Here is a 14,921-nt window from a genome sequence, read left to right as displayed (position 1 = left end):
TGCAGAAAGATGACGATCGGGCCGCCGGGCGAGAACCCGGCGGCGAGCGTTGCAACTTACGCGGCGGCAGCCTCGACGAAGCCGCGGGACTGCGCGATCCAGCCGTCACGGTCGATCCGGCCGTTGAGCTTCAGGTCGGCATCGAGCTTGGCCACGTCCTCGGGCTGCATGGCGGCGATCTGCCAGTAGTGCCACACGCCGGCATCGTTGAGCTTCTGCACGAGCTGCGGGCCGACGCCGGTGAGCTTGGTCAGGTCGTCGGGCGCGCCGCGGGGCGCGGCGAGTTGCTCGAAATGCTCGGTCGACTCGGCGAGCGCGGCGACATCGGCCGGGGCGATCGCGTCGGAGGCCACGGAGGCCACCGAGTCCGAACCCACCACGTCGTCGTTGGCCGGCAGCTCCTCAGCGGTCGGCTCCTCGGAGGCGCCGACATCGATGCCGAGCGCGCCCTGGCCGCGGCCGATGCCCTCGATCGCCGCGCGGGCGATCAGGTCGCAGTACAGCGCGATGGCGCGGCCGGCGTCGTCGTTGGCCGGGACGATGTAGGAAATACCGTCCGGGTTGCAGTTCGTGTCGACGATGGCGGCCACCGGGATGCCGAGGCGCTGGGCCTCCTTGATCGCGAGCTGCTCCTTGTTGGTGTCGATCACGAACAGCAGGTCGGGCACGCCGCCCATGTCCTTGATGCCGCCGAGCGCCTTCTCGAGCTTGTCCTTCTCGCGGGTCAGCATGAGGCGCTCTTTCTTGGTGAGGCCGACGGCCCCGCCTTCGAGCGTCTCGTCGACCTTGCGCAGGCGCTGGATCGAGCCGGAGATGGTCTTCCAGTTGGTCAGCATGCCGCCGAGCCAGCGGGAGTTGACGTAGTACTGGGCCGAGCGCTTGGCGGCCTCGGCGATGGCATCCGCGGCCTGACGCTTGGTGCCGACGAACAGCACGCGACCGCCGCGGGCGACGGTATCGCTCACCGCCTGGAGGGCGGCGTGCAGCGCCGGCACCGTCTGGGCGAGGTCGATGATGTGGATGTTGTTACGGGTGCCGAAGATGTAGGGCTGCATCTTCGGGTTCCAGCGGTGCGACTGGTGCCCGAAATGGGCGCCGGCCTCGAGGAGCTGGCGCATAGAGAAATCGACGGCCATGACTTTTGTTCTCTCCGGTTGATACCGCCGCGGAGGAGTAGCTGGCCAATCGGCCGGCCACCGGAAACGCCCCATTCAGGCATGGGGCCGGCTCCGCGTGTGGAATGGGCGGGGCGTTAGCAGAGACGGGACGGGATGGCAAGGCGGCGTGCCTGCCGACGCTCGCCATCGTCCGTATGACGGCCTCGTCGCAGCTTGGTCGATCAAGCAGGCACGCCATGCCCGACATTTCCGCTCTCCGGACGCTCGCCTCGCCGGGACAACAGGCCTCCCGTCGAAAAGACAGCACAAAGCGTCTCATCTGACGTCCGGATTCACATTTGTTGCGATCCCGCTACAGCACAGCCCGATCTTTCACCCTATGACCCGAGCCGCACTGGAGATCCATTTGATAATAGAAATATATCTCACAGAAAAATCTGACGATTTTCGCAAATAAAACCGTTTATCTGCACAAATATTCCAACGTAAAGTTCGTATCGACACCTTTGTACAGAGCTGAAGCGAGGAGCAACATGCGGGGCCATGTATCGACGGGGCGTCTGTGGCGCTGGACCCGGTCGGGCGCGACCGGAATGCTGGCGGCTGCACTGACAACGCCTGTCCAGGCCGCTCCGACGAATGAAGAACTTTACCAGATGCTGCGCTCGGTTCAGGCCGAGCAGGAGCGGCTGAGACGTGAGAACCAGGAAGCCAAAGCCGAGCTTGTCGAGGCGCGGCGGCGGCTTCGCGATCTCCAGGCCGTCTCGCGCCCGTCGCCTTCGCGCAAGGCGTCCATCGCCGAGCCGGTGCCCATATCAGAACCGCTTCCCCCTTTGCCGCCCCTGCGCGCCGTCTCGGGCGTCGTCGGTGCGATCGAAGGCGGCGCCGGCGGCTTCCGGGCCGGAAACGGTGCCTATGCCGCGGGCTCTCTGGCCTTTCCCATCGGGCGGTCCTTCGGCTTCCAGGCGGATCTCGCGGCGATCGCGAACGGGGGCGACCTCGGCCTGGGAGCGGCCGGGCATGCCTTCCTGCGCGACCCGACCAAGGGCCTGATCGGCCTCTACGGCTCCGTCGATTACGCCACGTCCATCCGGAGCTACGGCCTTCAGGATGTCGGCACGACGATGGGGCGCATCGCCGGCGAGGGCGCCCTGTTCCTCGATCGCTTCACCGTGGACGGCATCGCCGGCTGGCAGATGGGGGATCGCGCGCAGCATTTCTTCGACCAGATCGACCTGTCCTGGTACGCGACCGACGACCTCCGCTTCAGCGTCGGCCACCGCTACGAGAACCGGATCCATGCCGTCGCCGCCGGGGCGGAGTATCTGCTCCCGCTGCTGAGCCCCGTCGGCATCTCGGTCTTTGCCGAGGGGCGGATCGGCGAACGCGATTACCGTGCCGGCCTCGGCGGGCTTCGCGTCTATTTCGGCCAGGAAGACAAGTCGCTGCTGCGGCGGCAGCGCGAGGATACCCTCAAGGTTCGCTTGGTCGATCCTTTCGCCGCGCGGCCGAACGGGTTTCGCGTCGTTCCGGCGGTCGGCCCGCAAGGTCCGGCCGGGCCGCAGGGAGCGGCAGGGGCTCAGGGAGCCACAGGAGCACAGGGTCCGGCGGGGGCGCCGGGATTGGCAGGGGTTCAGGGACCGGCGGGGCCACAGGGAGTGGCCGGCGCGCAGGGGCCGACCGGCGCACCAGGATTGACAGGGCCGCAGGGGCCGACCGGTGCGACCGGCGCACAAGGATTGGCCGGACCGCAGGGACCAGCCGGGGCACAGGGAGCGACGGGCGCCACTGGAGCACAAGGACCGACCGGGTCCCAGGGCGTTGCCGGGGTACCGGGAGCGGCCGGCGCGCAGGGTCCCGCAGGTCCGCAGGGGCCGGTCGGCGCAACCGGAGCCCAGGGAGCGACGGGTGCCACCGGCGCACAGGGACCGGCAGGTCCACAGGGGCCGGCCGGGGCTCAAGGACCCGCCGGACCACAGGGGCCGACAGGTCAGATCTTTCTCTGAAGCAATCAAGCGCCGGCTGTCGCCGGCACGGCGACAGAGAGGACATCGGAGGCCTCTGGGCCGGCCTGTACGGCCACCAGGGGCCGCCGTCCTCAAGCCGCCGACGCCACCGCCGGCGAGATCATCTTGCGCGCCTTCTTGTCCTCGGTGCTGCCGAGGAAGGCCTGGGCCTCCTCCTTGCGCTCGAAGACGTGGGGCGCGACGCCGCGCTTGGTCAGGGCCTCCTCCATCTTCAGGCGGAGGAAGGCGCTGGTCGCATAGCGGGTCGTCGTCGCGTAGTAGTTGGCCTGGAGATATTGGATCATCCCGGCATAGTCGTCGTAGAGGTTCTCGTTGAGCCGGAATCCGTCGTGGTTGATCACGGCGTTGACCCGCTGGCCGGCCTTGCGGCAGGCCTCGACGATGGTCATGCGCAATTCGTCCATGTCGCTCTTCACCCGGCAGTACCAGCCTTCCAGGTTGATGAAGAGGATATTGCGCTCGGCATCCAGGCTGACCCGCGACTTCAGGTCGAGGTTGAGCAGGTCCGAGATCAGATCCATCGGCTCGTCGCGGAAGATGCGCGCGTCCATCGTCACCGGATTGCGCACCACGGGGGCGAAATCCATGTGGGCGAGGATGTCGCGCTCGATGTCGATGCCGGGCGCCACCTCGATCAGTTCGAGCCCCTCCTTGGTGAGTTGGAAGACGCAGCGCTCGGTCACGTAGATCACCGGCTGCGAGCGCTCGACCGCGTAGGGGCCGGAGAAGGTGTTCTGCTGCACCTGGGTGACGAACTTCCGGGCCCGGCCCTCTTGGACGATCTTCACCTGACCGTCCTGCACCGCGATCTCCAGGCCGCCCGCGGTGAAGGTGCCGGCGAAGACGACCGAGCGGGCGTTCTGCGAGATGTTGATGAAGCCGCCGCAGCCGTTGAGCTTGCCCCCGAACTTCGAGGTGTTGACGTTGCCGGCGCTGTCGCACTCGGCCATGCCGAGGCAGGTCATGTCGAGGCCGCCGCCGTCGTAGAAATCGAACATCTGGTTCTGGTCGATGATGCAGTCGGCATTCGTGGCCGCGCCGAAGCTCGAGCCCGAGGCCAGCACCCCGCCGACCGCGCCCGCTTCCGTGGTGAGCGTGATGTAGGGGGTGATCTTCTCCTCGTTGGCGACCGAGGAGATACCCTCGGGCGCGCCGACTCCGAGATTGACCACGCCGTTGGGCGGCAGTTCGAAGGCGGCGCGGCGGGCGATGATCTTGCGCTCGTTGAGCGGCATCCGCTTGATGCCGGTGACGGGTACGCGGATCTCGCCCGCGAGCGCGGCGTCGTACATCACGCCGTAATTCATGCGGTGCATCTCGGGCTCGGCCACGACGACGCCGTCGACGAGGATGCCCGGTACGCGCACGTCCTTGGGCAGCAAGTAGCCGTCATCGACGATGCGCTCGACCTGGGCGATGACAATGCCTCCGTTGTTGCGGGCGGCCATGGCCTGGGCGAGGCAGTCGAGAGTCAGCGCCTCCTTCTCGAAGGAGAGGTTGCCCGACGGGTCGGCAGAGGTGGCGCGGATGAAGGCCACGTCGATCTTGGTGGCGGTGTAGAACAGCCACTCCTCGCCATCGACCTCGACGAGCTTGACGATGTCTTCCGTCGTCAGATCGTTGACCTTGGCGCCTCCGTGGCGCGGATCGACGTAGGTCTTCAGTCCCACCTTCGAGAACAGCCCCGGCTGGCCGGCAGCGCAGGCGCGGTAGAGCTGCGAGATCACCCCTTGCGGCAGGTTGTAGCCGCGGATCAGATTGGCCTGCGCCGCCTGCGCCACCTTGGGCATGCGCCCGAAATTGGCGGCGATGACCCGCGAGAGCAGCCCGTCATGGTGCAGGCGGCCGGTGCCCAGCCCCTTCGAGTCGCCCGCCCCCGCGGTCATGATCAGGGTGAGACCGCGTGGGCTCCCGGTCTCGACGAAGCGCTTCTCCAGGGCAGCGTGCAGCGCCTCCGGGATGCAGCTCTGGACGAAACCCGTGGTCGTCAGAACGTCGTTCTCGCGGATGAGGGCGATCGCCTCCTCGGCCGTGATGACCTTGTTCTTCTTCATAGGCGCCGCCGTCCTCCGCTTGCCTGACCCGGCCGGGCGGTACCGCCCGCCTCTTGCCGCGTCCGCCTGTAGTATTGTCGCCCGGCCCAAGAGAAGCGGATCAGCTCCGCCCCCATCGGCCCGTTTGAATTCTGCATGCAATGCTCATTGCAGCGCATCGATATGCTGACGCACTGCAATAAACTTCACATCTTGTCTGTCACAATAACCGAAGACCGCAGTAGCTTACGCCTGAAAAACTCTTCGTTCCAGCTTGAGAAAAATTGCAGACCGCCCGGCCACCGGCCAAGGGTCGATGCAGCGGACGGTTCAGAGCCGGAGCCGGGAGGCAGACTCCCGCTCGCTGCGCCTGCCTGAGCCGCGGCGCTTGCCTGAGCCGCGGCGCTTGCTTGAGCCGCGGCGCTTGCCCGTGCCGCAGCGCATGATTACGAGGACCCCGATGCCCGGAAACGTCTTTCGGGCCCACCGACACTCGAAGACCTTTCGGAGATCTGCCATGGGCTTTCTCGCCGACGCCCTCTCGCGGGTGAAGCCGTCCGCGACCATCGCGATGACCCAGAAGGCGCGTGAGCTGAAAGCCTCCGGCGTCGACGTCATCAGCCTCTCGGTCGGCGAGCCGGATTTCGATACGCCCGACCACATCAAGGAGGCGGCGATCGATGCGATCCGGCGCGGCGAGACCAAGTACCCGCCGGTTTCCGGCATCAACCCGCTGCGCGAGGCGATCGTCAAGAAGTTCAAGCGCGAGAACGGGCTCGACTACAAGGTCTCGCAGACCATCGTCGGCACCGGCGGCAAGCACGTCATCTACAACGCGCTGCTGGCGACCCTGAACCCCGGCGACGAGGTGGTGATCCCCCGCCCCTACTGGGTCTCCTACCCGGAGATGGTGATCCTGTGCGGTGGCACGCCGGTCTTCGCCGACACCGACATGGCGCACGACTTCAAGCTTCAGCCGGAGGAGCTGGAGCGGGTCATCACGTCCAAGACCAAGTGGATCATCCTCAACTCGCCGTCGAACCCCTCGGGCGCCGCCTACACGCGCGACGAGATGAAGAAGATCACCGACGTGCTGATGCGCCATCCGCAGGTCTGGGTGCTCACCGACGACATGTACGAGCACCTGACCTACGGCGATTTCGAGTTCGTCACCCCGGCTCAGGTCGAGCCCGGCCTCTACGAGCGCACGCTCACCATGAACGGCGTCTCGAAGGCCTACGCCATGACCGGCTGGCGCATCGGCTACGCCGCGGGTCCCGAGCCGCTCATCAAGGCGATGGACTTCGTCCAGGGCCAACAGACTTCGGGCGCCTCCTCGATCTCGCAATGGGCGGCGGTGGCCGCGCTCGACGGCACGCAGGAGCACCTCGCCCGCTTCAAGGCGGCGTTCCAGGAGCGGCGCGACCTCGTGGTCTCGATGCTGAACCAGTCGAACGGCCTCAAATGCCCGGTGCCGGAGGGCGCGTTCTACGTCTATCCGTCCTGCGCCGATCTGATCGGCAAGACCACCGAGACCGGCAAGACCATCGCCACGGACGAGGATTTCGTCACCGAACTGCTCCAGGCCGAGGGCGTGGCGGCGGTCCACGGCTCGGCCTTCGGCCTCGGCCCGAACCTGCGCATCTCCTACGCGACCTCCAACACGACGCTTGAGGAGGCCTGCCGGCGTATCCAGCGTTTCTGCGGCTCGCTGCGGTAAGCGACACGTCGGCCTTGCGGCCTTGCATCGCCGGAAGGGCAGCGGCGTCAGGGCGCGGTTGCCCGCGGCGACGCGGACCTCTACATCGGCCCTCCCCGCGGCCGATGCGCCTGATGGTTTCGCGAGCCCTCTCGGGCCTGCGTGGCGGCGGGGCCGGCAGTGACGGGGCGGTGCGGACCAGTTCTCTGTGCCGTTCCTGTGACGCTCAGTGGGCCGAGCGGCTGCAGGTGTGTCGGAAGCGCGGGGAACAGGAACCGCGATTTCGGCGCATGGCCCACCCGATTCCCCGCCTCTCCGATCCGGGCTCCAGCCCGGATCGGGAACGGTATTCCCAAGGATGGCGCAAGCGCCGTTAACGGTCTTTCGCAAGGGAAAACCAACCAGACCCATGCAACCATTCTGCGCGTTGTCTCAGAAAGGTTGCACCATGTCTCAATCCGGTAGAGCCCGCGTTTCCGCTCGCCAGTACCTGCCGGAATCCAAGCTGGAAGACCTCGCCAACAGCCTGCGGCGGCTGGCCAACCACCGCGGCCTCGTTCGCAGCGAGATCGCCAGCCCGATGCTGCTGCGCCTGCTGCCGCCGCCGCGTCGCGCCGAGGAGAAGAAGTACGAGGCCGACCTGCGCCAGCGCCTCGCGGACGCCAATCTCGACGGGGCACGCCTCGCTTATCTGACGGCCGATGCCGAGCGCGAGATCGCGATCGCCCACACCCGCCTGTCGGGCTGAAAAGGCTTCGATTGCGTCCGGCGTCCTCCGGCGTCGCGCGATCCCACCGATGAAGCTCAGGGTGCAGCCCGGTCGGAGGCAACCGAAATCGGAGCGAGACGCCTGAACGGATATACGAGGTCGACAGCGAACACGTTGCTGGAACGCGGCGCGCTGGCCGACCTCGTCGATCCTCTCCCGAGGACGCCCCTGAGGACGAGGCGAAGGCTGGGAAACCGTTTGGAGCCGGTCTCTTCGCCGGGATCTCACAAGAACTCAGGCGACCTCGACCCGTCCGTCGAGGCTGACGACGCGGCCCAGCCCGCGCACGCGGCTCAGCAGCCGCTCGCCGTTGAGGTCGGCCCAGTCGGCGGGCAGGCGCAGCACCACCTTGCCGTCTTCCACCGTCACCGGCATCCGCTTGAGCGGCCCGGCCATGCCGGCCGAGACCGGGAAAGCAACGCGCATCAGTGCGCCGACGAGGCGGGCGCGGTCGAACAGACGCGGGCCGGCGAGCATGCGCAGGGTCGGGCTCGCCTTTTCCGGCGCGATGCCCTCGTGGCGGAAATAGCCCGACAGCGCGAGGTAGGCGCGGCCGGGATGGTCGATGCCGGCGAAGGCGGCGTTGGCGAGCACGTTGAGGCTCTGCTCCCCGCGGTAATCGGGGTGGGCTCGCCAGCCGATGTCCGAGAGCAGGCAGGCGGCGTGGCGCAGGCGGCGCTCGCCCGCGGTCTCCGGACCGTCGAGGGTGGTAATGAAATGGTCGGTCCAGTCGCGCAATTCCTCACCGTGGCCGGGGGAGCGGGCGCGCTGCAGGTTCAACTCCTGAGCCGACGCGATCAGCGGGTCGGTGAGGCGCGTCTCGCGGTCGAGCTGTTCGAACAGCAGCCCCTCGCGCACGCCAAAGGCGGAGATTGCGATCTCGCGGGGCCGGCCCAGCCGGATGATCTCTTCGAGCACCACGGCACCGAAGGCGAGCAGCGGCCGGCGCGCCTCGGAGATCGTCTCGACCTCCTGCAGGATGGCGGCGTCGCTCGCCTCGACCATTTCGAGGAAGCTCAACTCGTCCGAAGGCTCGACCGCGTAGCCGTGCATAACGTGAAGCGGATAGTCGCGGGCCGCTTGATGCAGACGGGCGAGCGCCCGCCATGTGCCGCCGACCGCGTAGAAGGTGCGGCCGCGCAGGGTATCGAGTTGCGGCTCGGCCTTCTTCAGATGGTCCCGGGCGAGCTTGCGCGCTTTCTTGAGTGAGCCTTCCGAGAGATCCTGAAGCGCCAGCCCGCCAAGCGGCATGGTCACGCCCTGGCCCACCGTAGTGCCCCGGACATCGACCAGTTCCAGCGATCCGCCGCCGAGATCGCCGACCACACCGTCGGGGGCGTAGAAGCCGGAGACGACGCCGAGCGCCGACAGTTCCGCCTCGCGCCGGCCGGACAGGAGCTGGATCTCCTGGCCGAGCGCCTCGCGCGCCGCCTCCAGGAAGGCCGGGCCGTTGGCGGCATCCCGCGCGGCGGCAGTGGCCAGGACGAAGATGCGTGAGACCCGCATCGTGTCGCACAGGACGCGGAAGCGGCGGAGCGCGGTGAGCGCCCGTTGCACCGAATCCTCGTTGAGGCGGCCGGTGGAGAAGACGCTGCGGCCGAGACCGCACAGAACCTTCTCGTTGTAGAGCGGCGTCGAGGCGCGCTGGAGCCCGTCATAGGCGACGAGCCGCACCGAGTTCGAGCCGATATCGATGATCGCGACAGGTTCGAACGTCATGCCAGTCATCATCGGAGCCGGCGATTCGGCAGAGTGGGCGAGCGTCAGGTGAGGACGAGTCGGACCCATGCAGCCCCTCTCAGGGAGGTGCTCCCGGATGAGAGCACGATGGTGCCGGGCCGGAAACCGGCCGAACACTCACGATAGGACCGGGCCGGATACCGGCCCGGCGCAAGCCGTGGTCAGGACCGCTGGGCGCGGCGGCTGAGCGCCCGCGGACTCGATTTCTTCGACGACTTGCCGCGCCCGGACAGGCTCGGATTCGTCATGAAATACTTGTGCGCGTTGAACGGTTCCTCCCCCTCCGCGGGGCTGATCCGCTCACTGGCACCTGACGCCAGTACACGCCAGCTCTGCCGGTTGTCGAGAAGGTTGGCCAGCATGATCTGGTCGAGCACCTGCTGATGCACAGTCGCGTTGGTGATCGGAAGCAGTGCCTCGACGCGCCGATCGAGGTTGCGCTGCATCAGGTCGGCCGAGGAGATGTAGACGGTGGCCTTCGGGTGCGGCAGCCCAGCGCCGTTGCCGAAGGCGTAGACGCGCTCGTGTTCGAGGAAGCGTCCGACGATCGATTTGACCCGGATCGTGTCGGACAGGCCCGGAATGCCCGGCCGCAGGCAGCAGATGCCGCGCACGATGCAGTCGATCTGCACGCCCTCCTGGCTCGCGTCGTAGAGCGCATCGATGATCTGGGGATCGACCAGCGAGTTGCACTTGATCCAGATCGCCGCCGGGCGCCCGGACCGGGCGTGGGCGATCTCCTCCTCGATATGCTGCAAGAGGCGCGGCTTCAGGGTCAGCGGGGAGACCGCCATGCGCTCCAATTCCGCCGGCTCGGCATAGCCGGTGATGAAGTTGAAGATGCGCGAGACGTCCCGGGCGATGGCCGGGTCGGCGGTGAAGAAGGACAGGTCCGTGTAGATGCGCGCGGTGATCGGGTGATAGTTGCCGGTGCCGACATGGCAGTAGGTGACGAGTCGGTCGCCCTCGCGGCGCACCACCATCGACAGCTTGGCGTGGGTCTTCAGCTCGACGAAGCCGAACACCACCTGCGCGCCCGCCTTCTCGAGGTTGCGCGCCCAGCGGATGTTGGCCTCCTCGTCGAAGCGGGCCTTCAGCTCGACCAGCGCGGTGACCGACTTGCCGGCCTCCGCGGCCTCGGCCAGCGCGGCGACGATCGGCGAGTTGGAGGAGGTGCGGTAGAGCGTCTGCTTGATCGCCACCACGTTCGGGTCGCGGGCGGCCTGCGCCAGAAACTGCACCACCGAGTCGAACGACTCGTAGGGGTGGTGGACGATGAAGTCCTTCTGCCGGATCGCGGCGAAGACGTCGCCGCCCGACTCGCGGATGCGCTCGGGGAAGCGCGGATTGTAGGGCTTGAACTTGAGGTCGGGCCGGTCGATCCCGACGATCTGCGACAGCTCGTTGAGCGCCAGCATGCCCTCGACCACGAAGATCGAATCGGGCGCGATCTCCAGCTCGTCGGCGACGAAGGCGCGCAGCTCCTCCGTCATGCCCGCCTCGATCTCGAGGCGGATGACGACGCCGCGGCGGCGGCGCTTGATCGCCGATTCGAAGTGCAGGACGAGGTCTTCCGCCTCTTCCTCGATCTCCAGATCGGAATCGCGCACGACGCGGAAGGCGCCCTGACCTTTGAGCGAGTAGCCGGGGAAGAGCCGGCTCGCGTATTTCGCGATCACCTGCTCGATGGCGATGAAGCGGGCGGTGCCGTCGCCGGCCACGTCGGGCAGGCGCACGAAGCGGTCGAGCAGGGAGGGCAGGCGGATCAGCGCGCGCAGGGTGCGCCCGTCGCGGGGCCGCACCATCATCAGCGCGACGGTGAAGCCGAGATTGGGGATGAACGGGAAGGGGTGCGCCGGGTCGATGGCGAGGGGCGTCAGCACCGGGAAGATGTAGGACAGGAAGTAATCGTCGAGCCAGGCGAGATGCTCGTCCGAGAGTTCGGACGGCTCGGCGAGGTGGATGCCGTTGGCGTTCAGCTCCTCCCGCAGCGCCCGCCAGCGCTCCTGCTGGTCGAGGGCCAGCCGAGAGACCTCGTTGCCGATGCGCGACAATTGCTCCGAGGGGGTCAGGCCGTCCTGCGAGGGTACGACGAGGCCGGCGCGGACCTGATCGTGCAGGCCGGCCACGCGCACCATGAAGAATTCGTCGAGGTTGTTGGCCGAGATCGAGAGGAAGCGGAGCTGCTCCAGCAGCGGGTGGTTCGGGTTGGCGGATTCCTCCAGCACCCGGCGGTTGAACTGGAGCCAGGACAATTCACGGTTCACGAAGCGCTCGGGCGAGTGGCGCAGCGAGCGGCCGGCCTCCAGCACAGGCTCGCGGGCGGCCTCGGCCGCGGCGCCCTCCCGCTCCGCATCGGGCTCGGCCGGCTTCTCCGCGGCCTTCTCCGCGGCGAGGATGCGGGCGGCGCGGGCGGTGCGGGCGCGGGCGGATTCGCTGCGCACGCCCCGTTCGGTGGCGAGACTCGTCTCTTCGGCCTCCGTCGTCTCCGCATCCCGGGCGACGACATCCGACTCCACTTCCGACAACGCGCTGGCTCCCTTCGGCTTCGATCCGGCCCGGCTCAAGGTTCTCGTGGTGACGCGCATTCTTTCAATGAACCGGCATCCGCTTCATCGGCAAGCGCTCTAGCACGGGGCAACCGGACCTGGTTTGACGGTTTCATGACAACGGCCGGCGGTTCACGACGCTCCCGTATCGGTGCCGGCCTCGCCCGCCTCGTCTCTGTCCTCCTCCGCCTCCTCGTCGGACGCCCCACCGCCCCCGGCGGCCTCCATCCGGTCGAGGACGGCGAGCGCCAACGGACGGGTGATGCGGCGGCGGCGGCCGAGCGCATCGCGGTCGAGCTCGGCCACGACTTCGCGGACGCGGGCCAGCGAGCGGTCGATGCGCAGGGCCAGGGCATCGACCACGGAGGTGTCGATCCCGAGTTGCCGGTCGGCGAACAGCTTGACGATCACCGCCTTCAGCAGCGCGTCGTCGGGCGGGCCGATCTCGGCGCCGGGCGCGAGCCGCAGCCGCGAGCGCAGGTCGGCAACCCGCAGGCCGAAGCCGTCCACCGAGCCGCAGGCCGTGAGCAGCACCGGAAAGCGCCGTTCGCGCGCGAGGTTGAGCAGGTGGAACAGGGCCGCCTCGTCGCGGCCGGTCTCACGGTCTACATCCTCGATCACGAGGGCGCCGTTGGAGATGAGATGAGAGACTCGCTCCATCGAGACATCCGCAGCGGTGACGGTCCAGGCCTGTGCCCGCGTCGCCCAGATCGAGGCGAGATGGCTCTTGCCGCTGCCGGGCGGGCCGCGCAGCAGGAACACGGTGTCCGGCCAGTCCGGCCATGCCTCGATCAGGCCATAGGCCTCCTCATTCGAGGGGCTGACCAGAAAATCCTCGGCGCCGTAGCGCGGGTCGAGCGGTAGGTCGAAGGCGAGCTGCTTCGGGGGGGCGTTGTCGCGCATGGGGGCCAGCATACACGGGGAGGCACGGCCGCGTCCTTGCGGATCGATGGGGAACCGCGCCTCAGCCGCGCGGGGGCGGGAGCGCGATGACGGCTGCTCCCGCCTCTCGGATCGCCTGGGTGACGATCACGGCCGCGCCGGCCGATTCGCCTGCCCGAGAGAAGATGAGCGCGGCGATGTCGGGATTGCCGCTGCTGCGGGCGACGCAGGCGATCCAGTATTCCAGCTCGAACTCCCCACCCTCCGCCGTCATGATCCGCTCGACGAGTTCCACCATTTCGTCCCGGTCGAGGTCGCCGCAAACGCGGTCGGGCGAAAGCATGGGCCGCTTGGCGAAGGTGTCCGGATCGACCGATCCGAAGGCCCCGTCGAGATCGGCGGCGTCGACTGTCACGCCCACGATCCGGGAGAAGGCCTCCAACGCCTCGCGAGTCGGCTGCCCCGCCTCGTGCCGGGCGTAGAGATCGCCTGCGGCACGGATCGCGCGCCTCAGGCGCAGCGCGTCGGGAAACGGATCTGCCAATTCAGGGCGCATGGTTGGCTCCCGCCTTGAAAACGGTTCGGGTCGGAGCGGGACAGGGCTTACTTGTCCCGGTCCATGATCAGCACAGGCTCCTCGCCGCGATAGAGCCGGCTCTCGAGATACCGCTCGATGCCGAAGCGCACGACGACGCCGATGGAGGCGGCGACCGGAACGGCGAGCAGCAGCCCGAGGAAGCCGAACAGCGAGCCGAAGGCCAGCAGCGCGAACATCAGCCAGACCGGGTGGAGGCCGACCGAATCGCCCACGAGCTTGGGCGAGATCACGTTGCCTTCGAGGAATTGCCCGACGAGGAACACGCCGACGGTGAGGCCGATATGCAGCCAGTCGCCCGAGGGCCACCACTGCACCAGGGCGACGCCGACGGAGAGCATGAAGCCGGTGAGCGTGCCGACATAGGGGATGAAGGTGAGAAACCCTGAGATCATCCCGATCAGCACGCCGAAGTTCAGCCCGACGAAGAACAGGCCGACCGCGTAGAACGAGCCGAGGATCAGGCAGACGAGGCTCTGCCCGCGCACGAAGCCGGTCACCGCCCCGTCGATCTCGCCTGCGAGCCGGCGCGCCGTCGGGCGGTGGCGCGGGGGCACCCAGCCGTCGAGGGTGGCGATCATCCGGTCCCAGTCGTGCAGCACGTAGAAGGCGACGACCGGCGTGACGACGAGCAGCGAGGCGATGGAGACGAGCGCCTGACTGCCGGTCCAGAGCGACTTGAGGAAGGCCAGGAACCACGCCCCGCCCTGCCCCACCAGCGTCCCGACGGAGGATTGCAGCTCGTTGACGACCTCCGTGCCGCCGACGCGCTGGAGCAGCGGCCCTGCCCGCTCCACGAGGATGCTCTGCAGGCGCCCGACCATGTTCGGCAGAGAATTGACGAGCGAAGCGATCTGCCCGGCGGCCAGCGGCACCACGATGATGAGCAGCACCACGAACCCGACCACGAAGCCCGACAGGATCAGCAGCGTCGCGGCGAGCCGACCGAGGCCGAGCCGCTCCAGCCGGTCGGCGAGCGGATCGAGCAGGTAGGCGAGCGCCAGCCCCGCCACGAAGGGCAGCATCACCTCGCGTAGCTCGTAGAGCAGGAAGATGAGAACCGCGAAGATCGACAGCCCGATGATTGCCCGCCCACGCATCGAGATGTCGTCCCCTGTGACTTCGTTCGGCGCGGACAGTGGGAAGCGGGGCACGTCCGGTCAAGGCGGGCCTTGCCGCGCGCGGCGCGCGGGCGTTCGATAGCCGACCGACCTCGATGGAGACTTGATGCCATGGACACCGAGGATACCGACCGGATCGACGCCGCGGTTCTGGCCCTGCTTCGGCTCACGCTGCATGACGGCGGCCGGGCCTGGAAGGAGCATTCCTGGGACGCGCTCGGCCGCCTCCACGCCAAGGGCCTGATCTTCGATCCCGTCAACACGGCGCGGTCGGTCCAGCTCACGTCGGAGGGGCTGGACCGTTCTGCAAGCCTGTTCGAGGCGCTTTTCGCCCGCGGTGGAGAATGATGCTGTGCCCGAACATGCCACTCCGCGCCGGTGACGGTGG

Annotated in this window: 11 protein-coding genes; 4 read left to right on the top strand and 7 right to left on the bottom strand. The window is 67.9% G+C overall.

The annotated features are described in order from the left end of the window. Window positions 1-56: 56 nt before the first annotated feature. Window positions 57-1,136 carry a 30S ribosomal protein S2 gene (locus tag LPC10_RS10550; RefSeq protein ID WP_231346634.1) on the bottom strand — a complete coding sequence of 360 codons (1,080 nt, stop codon included), beginning with the start codon at window positions 1,134-1,136 and terminating at the stop codon, window positions 57-59. A 638-nt stretch (window positions 1,137-1,774) separates the two neighbouring features. On the opposite strand from LPC10_RS10550, the gene LPC10_RS25580 reads away from it, so the two are divergent. Further along, window positions 1,775-3,124 carry a hypothetical protein gene (locus LPC10_RS25580; RefSeq protein WP_305080635.1) on the top strand — a complete coding sequence of 450 codons (1,350 nt, stop codon included), beginning with the start codon at window positions 1,775-1,777 and terminating at the stop codon, window positions 3,122-3,124. A gap of 92 nt (window positions 3,125-3,216) precedes the next feature. On the opposite strand, the gene LPC10_RS10540 is transcribed toward LPC10_RS25580, so the two are convergent. Continuing rightward, window positions 3,217-5,199: an acyl CoA:acetate/3-ketoacid CoA transferase gene (locus tag LPC10_RS10540; RefSeq protein WP_231346633.1), complete on the bottom strand. Its 1,983-nt coding sequence runs from the start codon at window positions 5,197-5,199 to the stop codon at window positions 3,217-3,219. A 496-nt stretch (window positions 5,200-5,695) separates the two neighbouring features. Here LPC10_RS10540 and LPC10_RS10535 point away from each other — a divergent pair, with 496 nt between their 5' ends. Both LPC10_RS10535 and LPC10_RS10530 read left to right on the top strand, forming a co-directional pair. Beyond that, complete coding sequence (locus LPC10_RS10535; protein ID WP_231346632.1) at window positions 5,696-6,898, top strand: pyridoxal phosphate-dependent aminotransferase; 1,203 nt, start codon at window positions 5,696-5,698, stop codon at window positions 6,896-6,898. Window positions 6,899-7,325: 427 nt separating this feature from the next. Next, window positions 7,326-7,625: a hypothetical protein gene (locus LPC10_RS10530; protein ID WP_231346631.1), complete on the top strand. Its 300-nt coding sequence runs from the start codon at window positions 7,326-7,328 to the stop codon at window positions 7,623-7,625. A gap of 255 nt (window positions 7,626-7,880) precedes the next feature. Here the strand turns inward: LPC10_RS10530 and ppx are convergent, their stop codons facing one another. The 5 genes from ppx to LPC10_RS10505 form a co-directional block, all read right to left on the bottom strand. Beyond that, window positions 7,881-9,434 carry an exopolyphosphatase gene (ppx, locus tag LPC10_RS10525; RefSeq protein WP_231346630.1) on the bottom strand — a complete coding sequence of 518 codons (1,554 nt, stop codon included), beginning with the start codon at window positions 9,432-9,434 and terminating at the stop codon, window positions 7,881-7,883. A gap of 113 nt (window positions 9,435-9,547) precedes the next feature. After that, window positions 9,548-11,914 (bottom strand): RNA degradosome polyphosphate kinase, encoded by a 2,367-nt coding sequence (locus LPC10_RS10520; RefSeq protein WP_231346629.1) that lies wholly within the window; start codon window positions 11,912-11,914, stop codon window positions 9,548-9,550. A 153-nt stretch (window positions 11,915-12,067) separates the two neighbouring features. Beyond that, a complete protein-coding gene (locus LPC10_RS10515) occupies window positions 12,068-12,838 on the bottom strand; it encodes a hypothetical protein (protein ID WP_231346628.1) in 771 nt (256 codons plus the stop codon). A 61-nt stretch (window positions 12,839-12,899) separates the two neighbouring features. Continuing rightward, window positions 12,900-13,373, bottom strand: a complete 474-nt coding sequence (locus LPC10_RS10510; protein ID WP_231346627.1) for a hypothetical protein — start codon at window positions 13,371-13,373, stop codon at window positions 12,900-12,902. A gap of 47 nt (window positions 13,374-13,420) precedes the next feature. Beyond that, window positions 13,421-14,512: an AI-2E family transporter gene (locus LPC10_RS10505; protein WP_231346626.1), complete on the bottom strand. Its 1,092-nt coding sequence runs from the start codon at window positions 14,510-14,512 to the stop codon at window positions 13,421-13,423. Window positions 14,513-14,644: 132 nt separating this feature from the next. Here LPC10_RS10505 and LPC10_RS10500 point away from each other — a divergent pair, with 132 nt between their 5' ends. Beyond that, window positions 14,645-14,881, top strand: a complete 237-nt coding sequence (locus LPC10_RS10500) for a DUF6429 family protein (protein ID WP_231346625.1) — start codon at window positions 14,645-14,647, stop codon at window positions 14,879-14,881. Window positions 14,882-14,921: the final 40 nt, after the last annotated feature.

This window comes from Methylorubrum sp. B1-46 (assembly GCF_021117295.1).
Taxonomy (GTDB): domain Bacteria; phylum Pseudomonadota; class Alphaproteobacteria; order Rhizobiales; family Beijerinckiaceae; genus Methylobacterium.
The sequence above is the reverse complement of the archived record's forward strand: the minus strand, read 5'-3'. Positions and strand labels throughout refer to the sequence as shown.

Excerpts from the sequence above, each read along its gene's own strand:
- LPC10_RS10550 (WP_231346634.1), bottom strand. The coding sequence starts at position 1,136 with ATGGCCGTCGATTTCTCTATGCGCCAGCTCCTCGAGGCCGGCGCCCAT.
- LPC10_RS25580 (WP_305080635.1), top strand. The coding sequence starts at position 1,775 with ATGCTGCGCTCGGTTCAGGCCGAGCAGGAGCGGCTGAGACGTGAGAAC.
- LPC10_RS10540 (WP_231346633.1), bottom strand. The coding sequence starts at position 5,199 with ATGAAGAAGAACAAGGTCATCACGGCCGAGGAGGCGATCGCCCTCATC.
- LPC10_RS10535 (WP_231346632.1), top strand. The coding sequence starts at position 5,696 with ATGGGCTTTCTCGCCGACGCCCTCTCGCGGGTGAAGCCGTCCGCGACC.
- LPC10_RS10530 (WP_231346631.1), top strand. The coding sequence starts at position 7,326 with ATGTCTCAATCCGGTAGAGCCCGCGTTTCCGCTCGCCAGTACCTGCCG.
- ppx (WP_231346630.1), bottom strand. The coding sequence starts at position 9,434 with ATGGGTCCGACTCGTCCTCACCTGACGCTCGCCCACTCTGCCGAATCG.
- LPC10_RS10515 (WP_231346628.1), bottom strand. The coding sequence starts at position 12,838 with ATGCGCGACAACGCCCCCCCGAAGCAGCTCGCCTTCGACCTACCGCTC.
- LPC10_RS10510 (WP_231346627.1), bottom strand. The coding sequence starts at position 13,373 with ATGCGCCCTGAATTGGCAGATCCGTTTCCCGACGCGCTGCGCCTGAGG.
- LPC10_RS10505 (WP_231346626.1), bottom strand. The coding sequence starts at position 14,512 with ATGCGTGGGCGGGCAATCATCGGGCTGTCGATCTTCGCGGTTCTCATC.
- LPC10_RS10500 (WP_231346625.1), top strand. The coding sequence starts at position 14,645 with ATGGACACCGAGGATACCGACCGGATCGACGCCGCGGTTCTGGCCCTG.